Here is a 23,103-nt window from a genome sequence, read left to right as displayed (position 1 = left end):
GGCAGCAATGACACTGCCCTTGTCTAGGACTGGTTACATTGAGCTTTGATCGAAATCGTTGCCTTGGTCAGTACCCGTTTGAGTATCCGAGTCGAAGCTGCCAGAGTCATCCGTGAAGTCAACACCTTGATCTTGACCTCCCGCACTTGTCCAGTCGCTGCCGCCAGATTCCATACCCGCCATGTCTGGTTGCTGATCTTGAGCAGAACCTTGCATGGTGTATTGATCATCGACTTCAACTTCAACTGTGCCACTCGCACCTTCTACTGCGCTGCCCAATTCATCGTAACCTTGGAATTGGATTTCGCTCGTACCTTCGTAACCTTCTGGTAGGTCAACCGATACTGGTTGGTTCAGGTTGCCACTTAATGTGAAGCTACCATCGCCATTATCCAGTGCGTTGCTTACTGATGCACCATCAGGTAGACCGGACATTTCTGCATAATCCACCGATTCGTTACCACTGACCTCATCTGGAACCGAGATAGAAATGGTATCGCCTGGTGCTGCAGTCACATCAGCTGCGCTCTCCTCTTCACTGTCTGCACCGTTTGCTGCTTGCTCTTCAGGCTGTTGCGCTTCGCCGACTTGCTGCTCTGATGATGCTTGAGCAGTTTGGATTTGTGGCTCGTCGCTTTGCGCTGAGTCGTCCGCAACTTGGATGCTCAGATTCTGAGTCGATACTTCACCGTTGTCGTTGACCTGAACATCCATAGCCAAATTGCCATCGAAGTCATCGTTCGGCCAGTATGTCCACTCTTCATCACCTGATTTCGCAAAGAAACCAGCATCGTTTGCATCGGCGACATCCAACACTTCTGCAGAAGGGCTAATGCCAAGCTCATCAATCAACTGCGCTTCCGTTAGTGTTAGTGAACCATCATCAGCCAGTGCGTAGCCTTCGCTGGTTGTGGTTTCACCTTCACCTTGGATGTCGACATTGAAGAAGCTCTCAATGCGGTTTTCACCGTCAGTTGCAATGAAGCCAACTTGAACATCTCCGGTGTAGCCTTCTGCTGGTGTGAATTGGTAGTTACCTTGGTTATCGGTCTCTATCACACCTTGACCTTCCATTAGGCTCACTGACTCAATGCTCAAGCTGTCGCCTTCTGCATCGCTCAAGGTCGATAGCATGTCGTCATTGGTGAACGACAAGGTGCCATCCGCTGCCATTTCTGTGGTAGAAATGCTGTCGATTTCTGGAGAAGCATTCTCTTGTGGCGCTTCTTCTTTCACGACCACACCTGTTTGCTCATCATGAAGCACACCGTCTTTATCAATCACGTATGCGATATCCGCTTCACCAGTAAAGCCTGGTGCTGGATTGAATGTCCATGTGCCATCACCGTTATCGACAATCTCACCTTGGCTGCGGTCAGCTAGGTGAACGAATTTCACTTCATCACCCGCGTCAGCGTCTACGTTTTCTGCCAATCCGATTAGGTCATCAGCGGTTAGGATAACGGGTTCACCCGCTAGGGTTTCGAAGTCACCTGAATCGATGCCATCTTCGAACTCTTCTGGCTCGTCACCGTAATCCACCGTGGTTGCGGTCACGGTTACGAAGAACTCGCCATTAAAGTCAGCCGGAGGCGTCATTTGCAGGTCTGAAATATCCCACTCGTTCAAGTCGATGTATTGACCCGGCTCCGTGATGGTAATGGTGTTCACACCATCCGTAACTTCGAAGCCAACAGGGAAACCAGTCATCACTAGGTTACTTAGCGTTTCTGAATCGTCGATTAGACCGACATTCAAGCCTAGGTGACCTGTTTCGTCCTCACCGAACACTAACGGACCATCATGGTCGGTTGTGATGACTGCGCCATCGGCAACAGGGCGAACAAACACTGGTACGTCAAGTACCGTCTCAAACTCACCGTCACTTACCACAACTTGCAAGTCAGAAACCCCTGCAAAATCGCCAGTCGGTGTGAATGTCCAAGTACCGTCACCGTTGTCTGTTACCTCACCACCATCTTCACCTTCTGCGGTGATAATGCGTGATACGACTAGGTTTTCAGTGTCGATATCGCCGAACAAGTTCATCAGGTCGCCCGCGTCGAAGGTGAATGCGCCATCCTCGTCGGTTGCCATAAAGGCATTACCCACATTGAATGGAGCATCGTTGACTGGAATAACATCCACATTCAACGAGCCTTCAACCACTTCTTCACCATCCGTCGCGGTGTAGCCCAGTTCCACCAAACCATTGAAGTCTTGAGTGGTTACCAAGTGGTACATACCATCTGGTTGCTGGGTTAATGTCGCGTTTGCAGGCGCACGAACCGTGATGCTTTCTACGCTGATTTCGTCACCATCAAGATCCGTAACTTGATCAGCGATGTAAGCTGGGTCAATCACCATGACCACATCTTCTTCGCCTTGCATCTGGATGGTTGGCGCTTCTGGTGCATCATTAACCGCTTCGATGTTTAGATTGCCTTCAACCGGCGTCACTAAATCACCATCGCTGACGCCGAACGACATTGGCACATCGCCGTTGAAGTTCTCAGCTGGAGTGAATGACCAAGTGCCATCGCCGTTGTCTAGCAAGTCACCGTATTGCTCATCAATCACTAGGTCGACAGCAGACAGTTCATCGTAGGTGTTGTCGATGTCTGTCGCGTTAGCAAGCAACATGTCCTGCGTAATAAGAATGGTGGTATCTTCGGTGCCAGCAATATTCACTGGCGTTGATTGCGGCGCATCGTTAATTGGGTTCACCGTTAGGTCGACGCCCACTTCCACGCTCGCACCATCGTTATCAATCAAGTCGAAACTTAGGTCGATATCGCCATTGAAGTTCGCATCAGGCGTAATCGTGAAGCTACCATCTTGGTTCTCAACAACGGTCGCATTGGCTACCGCGGTTAAGTTCACCGCTTCTAGATTATCGCTGTCGACGTCACCCGCTTGAGCCAGTAACTGCTCTTGACTCAATGTGATTGAACCGTCTTCATCGACACTGTAAGCCAAGTCGCCAGATACCGGAGCATCGTTGACTGGCAATACATCGATGTTCGCGTTGGTTGTCGCAGTTGCACCGTCTTCATCAGCCACTACTACGTCTAGGCTTACGCCACCATTGAAGTTTTCATTTGGCGCGAAGCTATAAGTGCCATCGTCATTCGCCGTTAGAATGCCATCGCTACCACTGTAAGAGACGCTTTCTAGGCTCACGTCACCTTCCACATCGCTTGATTGCGCTAGCAGTTGCTCTTCCGTGAAGATAATGACTTCGTCTTCATTGACAGAGTAACTTGTCGCACCTGCGATTGGTGGATCGTTCACCTCAAGAACGGTAATACCCGCAGTGGTTGAGTCTGTCGCACCCTCTTCATCGACAACTACAACGTCTAGGCTAACCTCGCCATTGAAGTTCTCGTTTGGAGAGAAGGTGTACGTACCATCGCCATTGTCTTGGAAGACGCCATCGTTGCCACTGTAAGTCACACTACTGATGTCTACGTCGCCTTCAATATCCGACGAATTAGCCAGTAGTTGCTCGTCACTGATGGTGATCGAGTTGTCTTCATGTACGGTGTAAGACGTGCTGCCCGCCACAGGTGGATCGTTCTCCGGCGTCACACTCACATCAATGTTGGCAGAGGTTGTATCCGTACCGTCTGATACATCAAACGTGAAGTTCACGTCACCGTTGAAGTTCTCGTTCGGTGCAAAGCTGTAAGTGCCATCGCCATTGTCGGTTAGGACACCGTCCGCACCTGTGTAGGTCACGCCTTCAACTGTTAGGTTGTCACCTTCTACATCCGTCGCGCCTGTTAATAGGTCAGCATCGGTGAAGGTAAGAAGACCGTCCTCACCCACGGTGAACGCTTGATCTTGTGGCTCTGGCGCATCATTGACTGGTGTTACTGTTAAGTCGAGACCAGCCGCAACCACTTCTTCGCCATCCGTGACATCGTAACTAAACTCGATGTCACCGTAGAAGTTCTCGCTCGGAGTAATGGTGAAGCTGCCATCCTCGTTCATTTCAACCGTTGCATTTTCATCATTGGTGCTCAGGTTGATTGCGCTTAGGTCGTCACCATCGATATCAACGGCATGCTCAAGTAACTGCTCTTGAGTCAGCGTGATGCTGTTGTCTTCGGCAGTGACTGCAGTGATATCACCCGTCACTTCTGGTGCATCATTGGTTGGCGAGATATGAATCGTCACATCTTGCGTCGCTGTCGCCGTTGTACCTGTATCCACATCTGTAGAGGTTGCGTTCACGGTTAGCGTCACATCTCCGTTGAAGTCCGCAGAAGGGATAAACTCTAGTCCTTCTAGCTCGCCTGGTTGTAGTGACCAAGTGCCGTCGCCATTATCAACACCTGCTGATAGCGAGCTGCCTTCTGGCACATCTTCAATCAAGATAGCGAGGTTTTCTGAACCATCGGTATCTGTTAACGCGGCATCGATATCAAGCGGCACTGGCGTATCTTCGGTACCAATGATTTGGTAATCCGCGTCCGCTACCGTGATTTCGATGTTGTCGATACCAAACGACTCATCCCAAACGTCTTGATTCAAGGTTGAACCGAAGCCAAGTTGCAATTCACCATCCTCGACAGGAACCGTCAGATTGATTTGGTGAGCTTGGTCGTTCCAACCACTGAAGCCTTCACGTTGAGAGGCTCCGTGGATCACTTCACCTACTTCGTTACCGTCAGAGTCGTAAAGCGTTGTCGTACCATCTTGAGTACGGAACGCGGAGTTTTCCAAGGTGGTTAGCTGTTCACCGCCGACAAAGATTTGGAACGACTCGCCATCCCAAGAATCAATTTCGTAGAAGCTAAACGATATATTCACTTCATTGACATCGCTTGGGATCTCGTAGGTTTTGCTGACCGCTTCATCACCGCCAGTGCCACCAATACGACCCAGCATGTCGCCCGTTTCGAAGCCTTGTGAACTTTCAGTGTTCGCGTTCCAACCGTTCGAGCCAGACTCGAAGTTATCAGATGCAATCACCAAGTCTGAAGCAATCGACAGCTCTGGCATATCGACCACAGATTGAACATCAATGTTCGCTTCTGCTGGCACGGTTGCGGTGCCATCGTTGACATCAAACGTTACGTTCACGTTGCCGTCGAAGTTTTCATTCGGAGCGAAGGTGTACGTGCCGTCACCGTTATCAACCAAAGTACCGCTGTCAGAAGCAACATTTTCAACCGTTAGGTTATCACCATCGATATCACCTGCATTTTGCAGCAGTTGCTCTTCGGTAAAGGTGAAGCTGGTGTCTTCTTGCGTGACGAACTGTGGCTGACCAACCGTTGGTAGGTCGTTTACTGGATTCACAGTCAGATCGGCAGTGGCTTGAATGGTGGCATCGCCGTCCGTAATGTTGAAGCTCAGATCAATGTCGCCATTGAAGTCTGCATCCGGGGTGATTGTGAAGCTGCCGTCATCGTTCGCAACAACGGTCGCATTGCCATCAACTGTCAGGTTGGATGCGGTTAGGTCATCGCCATCCACGTCGCCGGCTTGAGCAAGAAGTTGCTCTTGGCTGAGAGTGATAGAACCATCTTCATCCACGCTGTAAGCCAAATCACCTGATACTGGAGCATCGTTGACTGGCAATACATCAATGTTTGCATTGGTTGCTACCGTTGCACCATCTTCATCGGTCACGACAACATCTAGGCTGACATCACCGTTGAAGTTTTCGTTTGGTGCGAAGCTGAATGTACCGTCGCCGTTATCGGTAAAGATACCATCGGAGCCGCTGTAACTTACGCTGTCAATCGCGACATCACCTTCAACATCAGAAGCATTCGCCAATAACTGCTCAGAGCTAATGGTGATCACTTCGTCTTCGTTGACTGAGTAGCTAGTTGCGCCGGCAATTGGTGGATCGTTTACCTCAAGTACTGTAATACCCGCGGTGGTTGAATCCGTTGCACCCTCTTCATCGACAACTACAACGTCTAGGCTGACCTCGCCATTGAAGTTCTCGTTTGGCGAGAAGGTGTAAGTACCGTCACCATTGTCTTGGAACACGCCATCTGCGCCACTGTAACTCACGCTATCAACCGAAACATCGCCTTCAATATCCGATGAGTTCGCTAGTAATTGCTCATCGCTGATGGTAATTGAGTTGTCTTCATGCACCGTGTAAGACGTGCTACCTGCCACCGGTGGATCGTTCTCTGGCGTCACGCTTACATCAATATTTGCGGTCACGGTATCCGTGCCATCGGAAACATCGAAGGTAAAGTTCACGTCGCCATTGAAGTTCTCGTTTGGCGCGAAGCTGTAAGTGCCGTCACCATTGTCGGTTAGGACACCATCAGCACCTGTGTAGGTCACACCTTCTACCGATAGGTCATCGCCATCGATATCCGTTGCGCCATCAAGCAGATCTTCATCAGTGAACAACAAGACGCCATCTTCGCCAATGGTGAACGCTTGATCTTCTGGTTGTGGTAGGTCGTTAATTGGATTAACCGTCAGATCTGCCGTCGCGACCAAGGTGTCAGAACCATCACTAATATCAAACGTGATATCAATGTCACCATTGAAGTTCGCATCTGGTGTGATGGTGAAGCTGCCATCGTCGTTAGCAGTCACTGTCGCATTACCATCTACAAGCAAGTTTTCAGCAACAAGGTCATCGCCGTCCACATCGCTCGCTTGAGACAACAATTGCTCTTGGCTCAATGTAATGGTGTTATCTTCATCTACGTTGTAAGCCAAGTTACCCGATACTGGTGCGTCGTTGATTGGCAATACATCCACAGTGATATAGGTGTCGACTTCTGCGCCATCTTCATCACGAATAGTCACGTCCAACGAAACTTGACCATTGAAGTTCTCATTCGGTGCGAAGCTACAAGTGCCATCGCCATTTACTGAGAAGATGCCATCTGGACCGTCGTAGCTGATGCTTACAAGCTCAACATCCCCTTCGACATCCGAAGCATTCAGAAGCACTTGTGATTCACTGAACGTTAGAACTTGGTCTTCATCGATGGTGTACGCCGTTGGACCTGCGATTGGCGGATCGTTCACCTCAAGTACCGTGATACCTGCGGTAGTTGAATCCGTCGCGCCATCTTCGTCGATTACAACAACATCTAGGCTCACTTCGCCATTGAAGTTCTCGTTTGGCGAGAAGGTGTACGTGCCATCTCCGTTGATTTCTAGCACACCATCGTTACCGCTGTAGCTCACGCTATCAATCGATACATCACCTTCAATATCCGATGAGTTCGCTAGTAACTGTTCATCACTGATGGTGATCGAGTTGTCTTCATGCACTGTGTAAGACGTGCTGCCCGCAACCGGTGGATCGTTCTCTGGCGTCACACTCACATCGATATTCGCGGTCACGGTGTCCGTGCCATCAGAAACATCGAAGGTAAAGTTTACGTCGCCATTGAAGTTTTCGTTTGGAGCGAAGCTGTATGTGCCATCGCCATTGTCAGTTAGGACACCGTCCGCGCCAGTGTATGTGACACCTTCTACCGATAGGTCATCGCCATCGATATCGGTTGCACCATCAAGCAGGTCTTGATCAGTGAAGGTCAACACGCCATCTTCACCAATGGTGAACGCTTGGTCTTCTGGCTGCGGCAAGTCATTAACTGGGTTAACCGTTAGGTCCGCCGTTGCAACGATAGTATCGCTGCCATCGTTGATATCGAACGTGATATCAATGTCGCCATTGAAGTTCGCGTCAGGCGTAATGGTAAAGCTACCATCGTCATTAGCCGTAACCGTCGCATCACCGTCAACCACTAGGTTAGAAGCGGTTAGTGCATCACCTTCTACATCCGTTGCTTGTGCCAACAATTGTTCTTGGCTTAGCGTGATTGAGTTGTCTTCATCGACGCTGTAAGCCAAGTCACCCGATACTGGAGCATCATTGATTGGCAGAACATCAATGTTTGCCGTCGTCGAAGCGGTCGCACCATCTTCGTCCACGACTACAACATCAAGATTCACTTCACCATTGAAGTTTTGGTTTGGTGCAAAACTGAACGTACCATCACCATTGTCGGTAAAGATACCTTCGCTGCCACTGTAGCTCACGCTATCTAGTGCTACCTCACCTTCAATATCGGAAGAGTTTGCCAACAACTGTTCTGCACTGATGGTGATAACTTCATCTTCATCAATGGTGTAACTGGTTGTGCCTGCGATTGGTGGATCATTCACCTCAAGAACGGTAATACCCGCTGTTGTTGTATCAACCGCGCCGTCCTCGTCAACCACGACAACATCTAGGCTAACATCGCCTGTAAAGTTTTCGTTTGGTGAGAAGGTGTAAGTACCATCGCCATTAATTTCTAGCACACCGTCGTTGCCACTGTAACTCACGCTACTGATCGCAACATCACCCTCGATATCAGACGAATTAGCCAGTAGTTGCTCATCACTGATGGTGATCGAGTTGTCTTCATGTACCGTGTAAGACGTGCTGCCCGCAACTGGTGGATCGTTCTCTGGCGTCACACTCACATCAATGTTGGCAGAGGTCGTATCCGTACCGTCTGACACATCGAACGTAAAGTTCACATCGCCATTGAAGTTCTCGTTCGGCGCGAAGCTGTACGTGCCATCGCCATTGTCGGTTAGGACACCGTCCGTGCCAGTGTAAGTCACACCTTCAACTGTTAGGTTGTCACCTTCTACATCCGTCGCGCCTGTTAATAGGTCTGCATCTGTAAAGGTAAGAAGACCGTCCTCACCCACGGTGAACGCTTGATCTTGTGGCTCTGGTGCGTCATTGACTGGCGTTACCGTTAGGTCGAGACCAGCCGCGACCACTTCTTCCCCGTCAGTCACATCGTAGGTGAATTCGATATCACCGTAGAAGTTCTCGCTTGGAGTAATGGTGAAGCTGCCATCCTCGTTCATTTCAACCGTTGCATTTTCATCATTGGTGCTCAGGTTGATTGCGCTTAGGTCGTCACCATCGATATCAACGGCATGCTCAAGTAACTGCTCTTGAGTCAGCGTAATGCTGTTGTCTTCGGCAGTTACCGCCGTGATATCACCCGTCACTTCTGGTGCATCATTGGTTGGCGAGATATGAATCGTCACATCTTGCGTCGCTGTCGCCGTGGTTCCGGTATCTACATCCGTAGAGGTTGCATTCACGGTTAGCGTCACATCGCCATTGAAGTCCGCAGAAGGGATAAACTCTAGTCCTTCTAGCTCACCTGGTTGTAGTGACCAAGTGCCGTCCCCGTTATCAACACCCGCTGATAGCGAGCTGCCTTCTGGCACATCTTCAATCAAGATAGCGAGGTTTTCTGAGCCATCGGTATCGGTTAACGCCGCATCGATATCAAGCGGCACTGGCGTATCTTCGGTACCAATGATTTGATAATCCGCGTCTGCTACCGTGATTTCGATGTTGTCGATACCAAACGATTCATCCCAAGTTGACTGATTCAAGGTTGAACCGAAGCCAAGTTGCAGTTCGCCATCCTCGACAGGAACCGTCAGATTGATTTGGTGAGCTTGGTCATTCCAGCCACTGAAGCCTTCACGTTGAGAAGCTCCGTGGATCACTTCACCCACTTCATTACCATCTGAGTCGTAAAGCGTTGTCGTGCCATCTTGAGTACGGAACGCGGAGTTTTCCAAGGTGGTTAGCTGTTCACCGCCGACAAAGATTTGGAACGACTCGCCATCCCATGAATCGATTTCGTAGAAGCTAAATGAGATATTCACTTCATTGACATCGCTTGGGATCTCGTAGGTTTTGCTGACCGCTTCATCACCGCCAGTGCCACCAATACGACCCAGCATATCGCCCGTTTCGAAGCCTTGAGAGCTTTCAGTGTTCGCGTTCCAACCGTTCGAACCAGACTCGAAGTTATCAGAGGCAATTACCAAGTCCGAAGCAATCGACAACTCTGGCATATCAACCACAGATTGAACATCAATGTTCGCTTCTGCTGGTACGGTTGCAGTGCCATCGTTGACATCAAACGTTACGTTCACGTTGCCGTCGAAGTTTTCATTCGGTGCGAAGGTGTACGTGCCGTCACCGTTATCAACCAAAGTACCGCTGTCAGAAGCAACGTTTTCTACGGTTAGGTTATCACCATCGATATCACCTGCATTTTGCAGCAATTGCTCTTCGGTAAAGGTGAAGCTGGTGTCTTCTTGCGTGACGAACTGTGGCTGACCAACCGTTGGCAAGTCGTTTACTGGGTTCACAGTCAGATCGGCAGTCGCTTGAATGGTTGCATCACCGTCCGTAATGTCGAAGCTCAGATCAATGTCGCCATTGAAGTCCGCATCCGGTGTGATAGTGAAGCTGCCATCGTCGTTCGCAACAACGGTCGCATTGCCGTCAACAGTCAGGTTGGATGCGGTTAGGTCATCGCCATCCACGTCGCCGGCTTGAGCAAGAAGCTGCTCTTGGCTGAGAGTGATAGAACCATCTTCATCCACGCTGTAAGCCAAATCACCTGATACTGGAGCATCATTGACTGGCAATACATCAATGTTTGCATTGGTTGCTACCGTTGCACCATCTTCATCGGTCACGACAACATCTAGGCTGACATCACCGTTGAAGTTTTCGTTTGGTGCGAAGCTGAATGTACCGTCGCCGTTGTCAGTAAAGATACCGTCAGAGCCGCTGTAGCTAACGCTATCAATCGCGACGTCACCTTCAACGTCAGAAGCATTCGCCAATAGCTGCTCAGAGCTGATGATGATGACTTCGTCTTCGTTGACTGAGTAGCTAGTCGCGCCGGCAATTGGTGGATCGTTTACCTCAAGTACTGTAATACCCGCGGTGGTGGAATCCGTTGCACCGTCTTCGTCTACCACAACAACATCTAGGCTGACTTCACCATTGAAGTTCTCGTTTGGCGAGAAGGTGTAAGTACCATCACCATTGTCTTGGAACACGCCATCTGCGCCGCTGTAGCTCACGCTATCAACCGAAACATCGCCTTCAATATCTGACGAGTTCGCTAGTAACTGCTCATCACTGATGGTGATTGAGTTATCTTCATGCACGGTGTAAGACGTGCTACCTGCCACCGGTGGATCGTTCTCTGGCGTAACACTTACATCGATATTTGCGGTCACGGTATCCGTGCCATCAGAAACATCGAAGGTAAAGTTCACATCGCCATTGAAGTTTTCGTTTGGAGCGAAGCTGTAAGTGCCATCACCATTGTCAGTTAGGACACCGTCAGCACCTGTGTAAGACACACCTTCAACCGATAGGTCATCGCCATCGATATCTGTTGCGCCATCAAGCAGATCTTCATCAGTGAACAGCAAGACGCCATCTTCGCCAATGGTGAACGCTTGATCTTCTGGTTGTGGTAGGTCGTTAACTGGATTAACCGTTAGATCTGCTGTTGCGACCAAGGTGTCAGAACCATCACTGATATCAAACGTGATATCAATGTCACCATTGAAGTTCGCATCAGGCGTGATGGTGAAGCTGCCATCGTCGTTTGCCGTAACCGTTGCATCACCGTCAACCACTAGGTTAGTCGCGGTTAGCGCGTCCCCTTCTACATCCGATGCTTGAGCAAGAAGCTGCTCTTGGCTAAGCGTAATTGAATTGTCTTCATCGACACTGTAAGCCAAGTTGCCCGATACTGGCGCATCGTTTATTGGCAATACATCGATGTTTGCATTAGTTGACGCAGTTGCACCGTCTTCATCAACAACCACAACATCTAGGCTCACATCGCCATCGAAGTTTGCGTTTGGTGCGAAGCTGAATGTACCGTCACCGTTATCGGTAAAGATACCGTCGGAACCGCTGTAGCTCACGCTATCAATCGCAACTTCACCTTCAACGTCAGAAGCGTTCGCCAACAGCTGTTCAGAGCTAATGGTGATAACTTCGTCTTCGTTCACTGAGTAGCTAGTCGCACCTGCAATTGGTGGATCGTTCACCTCAAGTACTGTAATACCTGCGGTAGTTGAATCCGTCGCACCATCTTCATCTACCACGACAACATCAAGGCTCACTTCGCCATTGAAGTTCTCGTTTGGCGAGAAGGTGTACGTACCGTCACCATTGTCTTGGAACACACCATCTGTGCCGCTGTAGCTGACGCTATCAATCGCGACATCTCCTTCGACGTCTGATGAATTTGCCAATAACTGCTCGTCACTGATGGTGATCGAATTGTCTTCATGCACTGTGTAAGAGGTGCTGCCTGCCACCGGTGGATCGTTCTCTGGAGTGACTGTCACATCGATATTCGCGGTCACAGTATCCGTGCCATCAGAAACATCGAAGGTGAAGTTCACGTCGCCATTGAAGTTTTCGTTTGGAGCGAAGCTGTATGTGCCATCACCATTGTCAGTTAGGACACCGTCCGCACCTGTGTAAGTGACGCCTTCAACAGATAAGTCATCGCCATCAATGTCCGTTGCACCATCAAGCAGGTCTTGATCAGTGAAGGTCAACACGCCATCTTCACCAATGGTGAACGCTTGATCTTCTGGCTGCGGTAAGTCATTAACTGGGTTAACCGTTAGGTCCGCCGTTGCAACAATAGTGTCGCTGCCGTCGTTGATATCGAACGTGATGTCAATGTCGCCATTGAAGTTCGCATCTGGCGTGATAGTGAAGCTACCATCGTCGTTTGCCGTAACCGTTGCATCACCGTCAACCACTAGGTTAGACGCACTCAGCGCATCACCTTCTACATCCGATGCTTGAGCAAGAAGCTGCTCTTGGCTTAGCGTGATTGAGTTGTCTTCGTCGACGCTGTAAGCCAAGTTACCTGATACTGGTGCATCATTGATTGGTAAGACATCGACCGTGATGTAAGTATCGACCTCTGCGCCGTCTTCATCGCGAATGGTTACATCCAACTGCACTTGACCGTTGAAGTTTTCATTCGGTGCAAAGCTACAAGTACCATCGCCATTTACTGAGAAGATGCCATCTGGACCGTCGTAGCTGATGCCTACTAGCTCGACATCCCCTTCAACATCCGAAGCATTCAGTAGCACTTGCGACTCACTAAAGGTCAGAACTTGGTCTTCATCGATAGTGTATGCAGTAGGACCTGCGATTGGTGGGTCATTAACCTCAATCACAGTAATGCCAGCAGTGGTAGAATCCGTTGCACCCTCTTCATCGACAACGACAACATCTAAGCTCACCTCGCCGCTGAAGTTCTCGTTTGGTGAGAAGGTGTAAGTACCATCACCGTTGATTTCTAACACACCATCGTTACCGCTGTAGCTCACGCTATCAATCAACACATCGCCTTCAATATCCGATGAGTTCGCTAATAGCTGTTCGTCACTGATGGTAATCGAATTGTCTTCATGAACGGTGTAAGCCGTGCTGCCTGCAACCGGTGGATCGTTCTCTGGCGTCACTGTTACATCGATATTTGCCGTCACGGTATCCGTGCCATCGGAAACATCGAAAGTGAAGTTCACGTCGCCATTGAAGTTCTCGTTTGGTGCGAAGCTGTAGGTGCCATCACCATTGTCAGTAAGAACACCGTCTGCGCCTGTGTAAGTGACGCCCTCAACAGATAGATCATCCCCTTCAATGTCGGTAGCACCTGTTAGCAGGTCCGCATCGGTAAAGGTCAGCACACCATCTTCACCAACGGTGAACGCTTGATCTTGTGGTTCAGGCGTATCGTTAACTGGTGACACCAATAACTCAAGGTTGGTTGAGACAACATCATCGCCGTCAGACACATCGAACGTAAAGGTAATATCACCATTAAAGTCCGCATCTGGCGTTAAGGTGTAAGTACCGTCGCCATTGTCTGTGATGGTGATGTTTTCATCATCCGTAGCCAAATTCAGCGCTGTCAGTTGGTCTCCATCCAAGTCACGCGCATTAGCGAGTAAATCTTCTTGCGTAATTAGAATTGAACCATCTTCTTCAACCATCGCTGAAACAGGCAATGCTTCAGGCGCATGTTCAATGTGGGCACCTGTTGCATTGACGTAGATGGTTTGAGAAACGGTTTCAGAATCATTATTTGATAGCTCTGTTGCCGTTGCCGTTACATTGATTTCTAGCTGTTGGTTAAAGTCTTCTGGCAATTGAATCTGTAGCTCTTGTTCAATTGCTGTGGTTGGAAGCGTTACAGAACCATCTGGACCGACTGTCACTTCACCGCTGTAGATCTGGCTGTTCACTTCACCGACATCAATGGTGAAGTTGAAGTCGGTGTAATCGGCATCGCCGCCACCGTAGAGGTCTTCAAAGCCGTAAACCAGTTCACCGTCTTCGTTCACAGTAGTTCGGGTATGTTCAATACCATCTTGGTTGAGCTCTGAGCTTGAACCACCATGGAAGACTGCATCACCGAATTGACTTTGAATCACGGTTTCAGAACCATCAGAGCCAACAAACACGAGTTGCGGGTCAACTGTATCCATGTTCGCAGGAGAGCCATCTGCTGCACGGAACTCGTACTGACCATCTTGCATGGATGCAAAGTCATTGAAGTTATGACCGTTAGGAATCAAGAATAGGTTGAAGCTTTCCCCTTCCGAGATTTGGAAGCTGAACTGATCTTGTCCCGGTACGAGGTCACCGCCACCGCCAACTTGAGAAGCGTTTTCGTACACCACTTCAACGCCAGTGATGTTGCCATCTTCATCGACTTTGTAGTAACCCGCTGTGTTTTGGTAACCCGCGGTTTCACCTTCAAACGTAACCGTGATTTCAGTATCGTTGAAACTGGTGATACCGTTGTCTTGATCGTTAAGTACCCCTTCGTTGTCGTAGCTGATCACCGAACCTTCTGGAACACCATCCACGGTCACAGTCAGCGTTTCTGACAAGTCTTGGTCAACCAATGCTGCGGCGATGTTCACTTCAACAATACCGCCTGGCTCAACCAAGATCGCTTGGTCATCCACGTTTCGACCGTCGCCATCAGTGATGACTAGGTCTGGCGCATCTGCCACGGCTTCGATGTGGACATTAATGTCCTGCTCAACTTCATCTGTACCGTCAGAAACCGTAAAGCTGAACTGCAAGTCACCACTGAAGTGCTCTTCTGGAACGAAGCTAAATGTACCGTCGCCGTTGTCCGTTACAGTACCTTCATCACCCGAGTAGTTAATGCTGGTAACAGTGAGGTCATCACCATCAATATCAATCGCGCCACTTAGAAGATCTTCTTGCGTGAACAGGATGCTACCATCCTCTTCAATGTGGTACATGCCAGGCGCAACAATTGGAATGTCATTGACTGGGTTCACCGTCAATGTCATTTCATTGGGAACACTCAATTCACCGTCGCTCACTTCATAAGTAAACTCGATGTCTCCGTTGAAGTGCTGTGAAGGCGTAACGGTAAAGGTGCCGTCGCCGTTGTCCACGATAGAGGCATTCGGATCATTGGTTTCTAGTGCCGTTGCGTATAGGTCATCACCATCTTGATCGCTGGCGTTTTCAAGCAGCATTTCTTGTGTCACGAGGATAGAGCCATCCTCGTCCACGTCTGCCACGATTGGCGCTGCTTCTGGTGCATCGTTGACGAACTCAACTTTCAAGTCGATGTTTGCCGCCACCACATCGGTGCCATCGCTCACATCAAACGTGAGGTCAACATTACCAAAGAAGCCTTGCTCTGGCGTTAACGTGTAAGTGCCATCGCCATTGTCTGTTACTTGAACCGTATCGCTTAAGCTCGTCACGTTCACAACAGATAAGTCATCGCCTTCGATGTCCGTTGCTTGAGCCAGCAGCTCTGCTTCAGTAATCGTGATAGCTTCGCCGTCTTCTGTGGTGAAGGACAAATCAGGCACATCTGGCAGGTCGTTCACTGGGTTAACGGTGAGGTTTAGATCCGCGGCGACGGTTTCGATCGCGTCAGTTACGTCATAAGTAAATTCGATTTCACCAAAGAAGTTTTCGCTCGGTGTAATCGTGAAGCTACCATCAGCGTTCTCAACGATGGTTGCATTAGGATCGTTGGTCGACAGGTTCACCGCTTCAAGGTTGTCACCATCCACGTCCGTCGCGTTCGCCAACAAGTCTTCTTGAGTGATGGTAATTGAGCCATCTTCATCGACGACCGCATCAACAGGACCGCTGACCTCTGGACCTTCGTTGACGATCTCAACATCGATCTTCGCAGTGCTTGGTGCACTTGCTTGACCATCGCTGATGTCGAAGGTCAAGTTCACTTCACCGTAGAAGTTCGAAGTTGGCTCGAAGGTAAAGGTGTTGTCGCCGTTGTCTGTCAACGTACCTTGTGACTGGTCAACAAGCAGCAGATTCTCGATATGCAGAATGTCGCCATCCACATCAGTCGCACCTGATAACAGGTCTTTTGCTTCGATGATGATGGTGCCGTTTTCTAGCATTTGAGTATGCAGCGGCGCACCAGGAACTGGCACATCGTTGACTGGAATAACGGTCAGATCTAGATGGGTATCGACTTCATCGGTGCCATCAAAGACTTTGTAATCGATGTCGACTTCACCATTGAAGTTTTCATTCGGCATAAAGGTGTAAGTGCCGTCGCCATTGTCGACAAGCTCACCGTTATCACCGCTGTAAGAGATATCAGAGATAGACAGCGCATCGCCTTCCACATCACTTGCATTCGCAAGCAGATCGTCCGCGCTAAACGTAATGCCCACATCCTCATCAGTCGACAACACAATCGGACCAGAAACGATTGGCGCATCGTTTACTGCTTCGAAGTTGATGTTGATGATGTTGTCGTCGGTTAGCTCACCATCCGTAACTTGGTAACCAAGCTCAATCTCACCATAGAAGTTCTCATCCGGTGTGACTGTCCATGTACCATCGCCGTTGTCGGTTAACGTAGCGTGCTCCGCGTTATCCCCCACCAGCTCTAGGTTTTGAATATCAAGGACATCACTATCGATATCACTCGCTTGCGCTAAAAGCTGCTCTTCTGTAATTACCACAGAGGCAAACTGCGTAGAACCTTCGGTATCGATGGTCACATTTGGCAAGTCAGCGGTCAGTTCGATTTCACTGTCACCTTCTCGGATATTCAGTTCTACCGTCTCCGTGATTTCCGTGCCGTCCACGCCAATAGATGTGAACACCGCTTCATCATGACAAGTTTGCGATACCGTCATGTTTTGAACCACGTAAGTACCGTTACCTTGAATTGTTCCTAGCTCAAAGTAAGACACTGGCTCGTTCACCGTTAGGGTGTAATCCGTCTCATAGCTACCACGATCTTCTTTGTGGTAAGTCATCGAGTCGATCAAGTCACCATCGGAGTTGAATGCACGAATTTCGACTTCGGTAAAGTGGCGAGACTCTTCCATAAACCAGCCGCCTAGACCATCTAGGTGGAAGCTGATTTCGTTGATGTCTTGACCTTCAACGGTCACAGTCAGTTTTTCATCACCACTCAAGCCTTGGCGGTCAGTATCGCCAATACCGTGACCGATGTGTGTTTTACCATTCCACGCACCGAGTGGGTCATCATTACTTTGAACAGTAACTTTCAAATCGCCATCGACAAACTCACGTGTGTAAGGGTCAACAGCCGTACCCCAATCATCAAGGCTCGCATTGTCATCAAAGGTACCAATTTGACTCGTATGTGTACCGTTTGCCAATGCGTCATCGTTTGGAATGAAGCGCACTTCCGTATCTGCAGGCACCTCCTGCCCGACTTCTAGCTGTACCCATTCGTCATTTAGATTGGCTTCAATGATGCCGTTTTCAGGGGCTTGATCGAGACGTAACGCAGGCTCTTCACGCAGAGAAACACCCACTGTTTGGTCTTCTTCCGCTTGAATAAAGATCTCGTCGCCCGCTTCTGGCGCATCGTTGACAGGATTAACGGTCAGATCCAGCGTGGTAAGAACATCATTTTCGCCATCGCTGATGTTATAAGTGAAGTCCAACTCACCGTTAAAGTTTTCCGTATGCGTAATGGTGAACGAACCATCGTCGTTGGCTACGATCGTCGCATCTGGGTCATTGGTTTGTAGATTGCTAGCAACAAGGTCATCACCTTCAATGTCTGTCGCATTCGCAAGCAATTGTTCTTGCGTGATGGTGATGGCGTTATCTTCATCCACTTCAGCTTGAATGCCTGACGTTTCAGGTGCGTCGTTCACCGCGATAACATCGATGCCTGCGGTTGTCGTATCTGTTGCACCATCTTGGTCGATGACCGTAACGTCGAGCGAAATGTTACCGTCAAAGTTCTCATTTGGCGTAAAGGTATATGTGCCGTCGCCATTGTCCACGAAGCTACCGTCGTTACCGGAGTAGCTAACATTCGCCAAGGCTACATCGCCTTCCACATCAGAAGAGTTGGCTAACAACTGCTCGTCACTAATGGTGACTTGACCGTCTTCTTGAACCGTGTACGACGTTGAACCTGCAACCGGTGGATCGTTCACTGGTGTCACGCTGACATCAATGAATGCTGGTGTTGAACCTGTGCCGTCAGACACATCGAATGTGAACTGAACATCACCGTTGAAGTTTTCATTCGGCGCGAAGCTGTATGTGCCATCGCCATTGTCGGTAAGCACACCATCCGCACCTGTGTAGAGTACGTTTTCGATAGACAGATCATCGCCATCAATATCCGATGCGCCTTCCAATAGGTCTGCATCCGTGAACAGCAAGGTGCCATCTTCTTCTACCGTGAACTGTTGATCTTGCGCTTGTGGCAAGTCATTCACAGGATTAACCGTAATATCCAGACCAACTTGTACCGAGCCACCATCGTTATCAATGATATCGAAGGTCAGGTCTAGATCGCCGTTGTAGTTTTCATCCGGTGTGATGGTGTAACTGCCATCATCGTTGTATTGAATTGTCGCGTTGTCATCTGTCGATAGATTGATGGCTTCAAGGTTCTCGCTATCAATATCGCCCGCTTTGGCAAGCAACTGCTCTTGGCTTAGCGTAATTGAGCTGTCTTCGTTGATGGTGTAAGCCAAATCACCCGATACTGGTGGATCGTTGATTGGCAATACGTCGACATTGATGTGCGTATCAACGGTTGCCCCATTCTCATCTTGAATGGTCACATCCAACTGAACTTGACCATTGAAGTTCTCGTTTGGCGCAAAGCTACAAGTACCATCGCCATTGACGGTAAAGATACCATCCGAGCCTTCATAGCTGATGCCAACAAGCTCTACATCACCCTCGATATCAGATGCGTTGGCAAGAATTTGTGACTCACTAAATGTCAGTACTGAATCTTCGTCAACCGTGTAAGACGTTGGACCGGCAACTGGAGGGTCATTCACTTCAATGACAGTAATGCCTGCGGTCGTTTCGTCAATCGCACCTTGCTCATCCGCCACAATCACATCAAGGCTGATATCACCACTGAAGTTCTCATTCGGCATGAAGGTGTAAGTACCGTCACCGTTGTCTTGGAATACGCCATCGGTGCCTGAATAGGTCACGCTATCGATGGACACCGCGCCTTCCACATCCGAAGAGTTAGCCAGAAGCTGCTCGTCGGAAATCGTAATCGCATTATCTTCATCAACCGTGTAAGACGTTGAACCCGCAACCGGAGGATCGTTCACTGGAGTGACGCTCACGTCCACATTTGCAGGTACGGTTTCAGTACCGTCAGAAACACCAAAGCTAAAGCTGACATCACCGTTGAAGTTTTCGTTTGGTGCAAAGGTGTAAGTACCATCACCGTGGTCAGTTAGCACACCATCGCTGCCTGTGTAGCTAATGCCATCAACCGTTAAGTTATCGCCATCGATGTCGGTCGCGCCGGCAAGCAAGTCTGCATCGGTAAACTGAAGCGTGCCATCTTCTTCAACACTGAACTGCTGGTCTTGAGGAACAGGAAGATCGTTAACCGGATTAACCGTTAGATCCGCCTTTGCTTGGATAGTGTCTGTACCGTCCGTAATGTTGAATTGGATATCAATGTCACCATTAAAGTCCGCATCTGGTGTAATCGTGAAGCTGCCATCATCGTTCGCTGTAACGGTTGCGTTTCCATCGACAGTCAAATCGCTAGCAGTCAGGTCATCGCCCTCAATATCAGACGCTTGAGAAAGAAGCTGCTCTTGACTGAGTGTAATCGCACCGTCTTCATCAACGCTGTAAGCCAAATCACCCGATACTGGCGCATCATTGATTGGCAATACATTCACATTGATGACGGTATCAACTTCTGCTCCATCTTCATCTCGAATGGTCACATCAAGTTGAACTTGCCCGTTAAAGTTCTCGTTTGGCGCGAAGCTGCACGTGCCATCATCGTTAACGGTGAAAATGCCATCCGGACCATCGTAACTAATGCCAACAAGCTCTACATCACCTTCCACATCAGAGGCATTCAACAGCACTTGCGACTCACTAAACGTCAGAACTGAATCTTCATCAATAGTGTAAGAAGTTGGTCCAGCGACTGGTGGATCGTTCACTTCCAGCACCGTAATACCAGCGGTGGTGGCATCCGTTGCGCCTTCATCATCAGCGACGACGACATCAAGCGTCACTTCACCATTAAAGTTTTCATTTGGAGAGAAGGTGTACGTACCGTCACCATTGATTTGCAACACACCATCGCTGCCAGAGTAGCTCACGCTATCAATCGAGACATCCCCTTCTAAATCCGAAGAGTTTGCCAACAGTTGCGCGTCAGAAATGGTAATAGAGTTGTCTTCGTGAACTGTGTAAGACGTTGAACCAGCGACCGGAGGATCATTCACCGGCGTGACGCTCACATCTACATTCGCTGAAACCGTATCTGTGCCATCAGATACGTCGAAGCTGAAGTTTACATCGCCATTGAAGTTCTCATTTGGCGCAAAGCTATACGTGCCATCGCCATTGTCAGTTAGAACGCCGTCGGTGCCTTCATAGCTGATTCCCGTTACAGAAAGGTCATCGCCTTCAATGTCGGTAGCACCTGCAAGCAGATCCGCATCAGTAAATTGCAGTGTGCCGTCCTCTTCCACACTGAATTGTTGGTCTTGAGGCACAGGCAGATCGTTGATTGGATTAACGGTTAGGTCAGCGGTTGCTTGCACGGTGTTCGTGCCATCTGAGATATCGAAGCTGATGTCGATATCACCGTTGAAATCTGCGTCCGGCGTGATGGTGAAGCTACCATCGTCATTTTGAGTCACCGTCGCGTTGCCATCTACCGAAAGGTTAGAAGCCGTCAGTGCATCGCCTTCCACATCGGAAGCTTGCGACAACAACTGCTCTTGGCTCAAACGAATCGAGCCATCTTCGTCCACCGAGTAAGCAAGATTGCCAGACACTGGCGCATCATCGACTGGTGTGACGCTTACATCAATGTTGGCAGAAACCGTATCTGTGCCATCGGATACATCAAAGCTGAAGTTCACATCACCATTGAAGTTTTCATTTGGTGCAAAAGTGTAAGTCCCATTACCGTTGTCGGTCAGGATGCCGTCACCACCGTCGTAGCTTACGCCCTCAACCGTTAGGTTATCGCCTTCAATATCCGTTGCGCCAGTAAGCAGGTCAGCGTCCGTAAAGATCAGCGTGCCATCTTCTTCCACGCTGAACTGCTGGTCTTGAGGAACCGGCAAATCGTTAATTGGGTTAACGGTTAGATCAGCGGTTGCTTGAACGGTGTTCGTGCCATCTGAGATATCGAAGCTGATGTCGATATCACCATTAAAATCTGCGTCCGGCGTGATGGTGAAGCTACCATCGTCATTTTGAGTCACCGTCGCATTGCCATCTACCGAAAGATTTGATGCCGTCAGTGCGTCGCCTTCCACATCAGAAGCTTGCGACAACAACTGCTCTTGGCTCAAACGAATCGAGCCATCTTCATCCACCGAGTAAGCAAGATTGCCAGATACTGGTGCGTCATCGACAGGCGTAACACTGACATCAATGTTGGCAGAAACCGTATCTGTGCCGTCGGACACATCAAAGCTGAAGTTCACATCGCCGTTGAAGTTTTCATTTGGCGCAAAAGTGTAAGTCCCATTGCCGTTGTCGGTCAGGATGCCGTCGCCACCATCGTAGCTCACGCCTTCAACTGTTAGGTTGTCGCCTTCAATATCCGTTGCGCCAGCAAGCAGGTCAGCATCGGTGAAGATCAGAGTTCCGTCCTCTTCCACCTCAAAGGTTTTATCTTCAGGCACTGGTGCGTCATTGATTGGACGAACGGTTAAATCGATAGAGCTTGAAACGGTTTCTTGACCATCACTGATATCAAACGTTAAGTCGAGTTCACCATTGAAATCAGCGTCCGGAACCACGGTGAACGTGCCGTCACCATTGTCTTGAACCGATGCATTCGCACCTACTTGGACGTTAGACGCAACAAGGTCGTCGCCATCAACATCACTTGCGTATTCGAGTAATTGTTCTTGCGTGAAGGTAATCGTGCCGTCTTCATCCATGATGTAAGCCAGATCTTGTTCTACCTCTGGCGCATCGTTTTCACCTTCGACTTTAATTTGGAACGTTTCGCTCGTGGTTTCAGAGTCGAAATCATCTTCTACTTGCGTCGTGGTCTCTTCACTGGTGTCTTGAACGTCCACCGCAAAGGTTTCTTCTGTGGTTTCTGAATCTAGGTTATCACCACCTTGTGAACCTTCAGAATCGGATGAAGAGGCACTTGGCGCAGCCGAAGTTTGTACAGCTTGTCCTTGTGCCTCATTGCCTTCTGCGTCCGAACCACCTTCAGAGCCAGAGGCATCACCGCCACCAACAGCTTGTGCACCCGCACCGGAAGCCGCACCGCCGCTGCCAGACGCTTCTTCACCAGACCCACCATCTGATGCCACGCTGTCTACCACGTTCGATTGAGCGGCATCCGAACCACCGCTACTCTCTGGCGAGTCTTCTTGTACCGCACCACCGGACGCAGAGGCTTCTTCCTCTGCTCCGGCACCACTTGGGTTGTCTTCCATCGCCTGATTGGCTTCGTCTGCTGCATCGGTATTTTCAGCCCCCGTCGCTACGGTCGAAGCAATCGTATTCTGTTGATTTTGCTGATTCTGCTGCTGGGAGGGCGTACCCGCGTCATTGGTTTCCGTTTGTTCTACCGCGTCATTTAGGTCTTTGTTTTGGTTATTTTGGTTGTTGTCACCTGCCATTACAGCCTCCGTTGCCATTAGCTAACTGATCGTGTTTAGAGGCAGTAAAGGACACCATTCTGGAAAACCAAC

The 23,103-nt window shown here is 49.4% G+C and carries 1 protein-coding gene; it reads right to left on the bottom strand.

The window, feature by feature from the left end; translation table 11 throughout:
- Positions 1-33 precede the first annotated feature (33 nt).
- Positions 34-22,389: a tandem-95 repeat protein gene (locus KIT90_RS18990; RefSeq protein ID WP_373417703.1), complete on the bottom strand. Its 22,356-nt coding sequence runs from the start codon at positions 22,387-22,389 to the stop codon at positions 34-36.
- Between the last annotated feature and the right edge of the window lie 714 nt (positions 22,390-23,103).

Source organism: Vibrio sp. B172a (assembly GCF_030248355.1).
In the GTDB taxonomy this organism is placed as follows: Bacteria; Pseudomonadota; Gammaproteobacteria; order Enterobacterales; family Vibrionaceae; genus Vibrio; species Vibrio owensii.
Note: the sequence above shows the minus strand (reverse complement) of the source record. Positions and strands in the feature narration are given on the sequence as shown.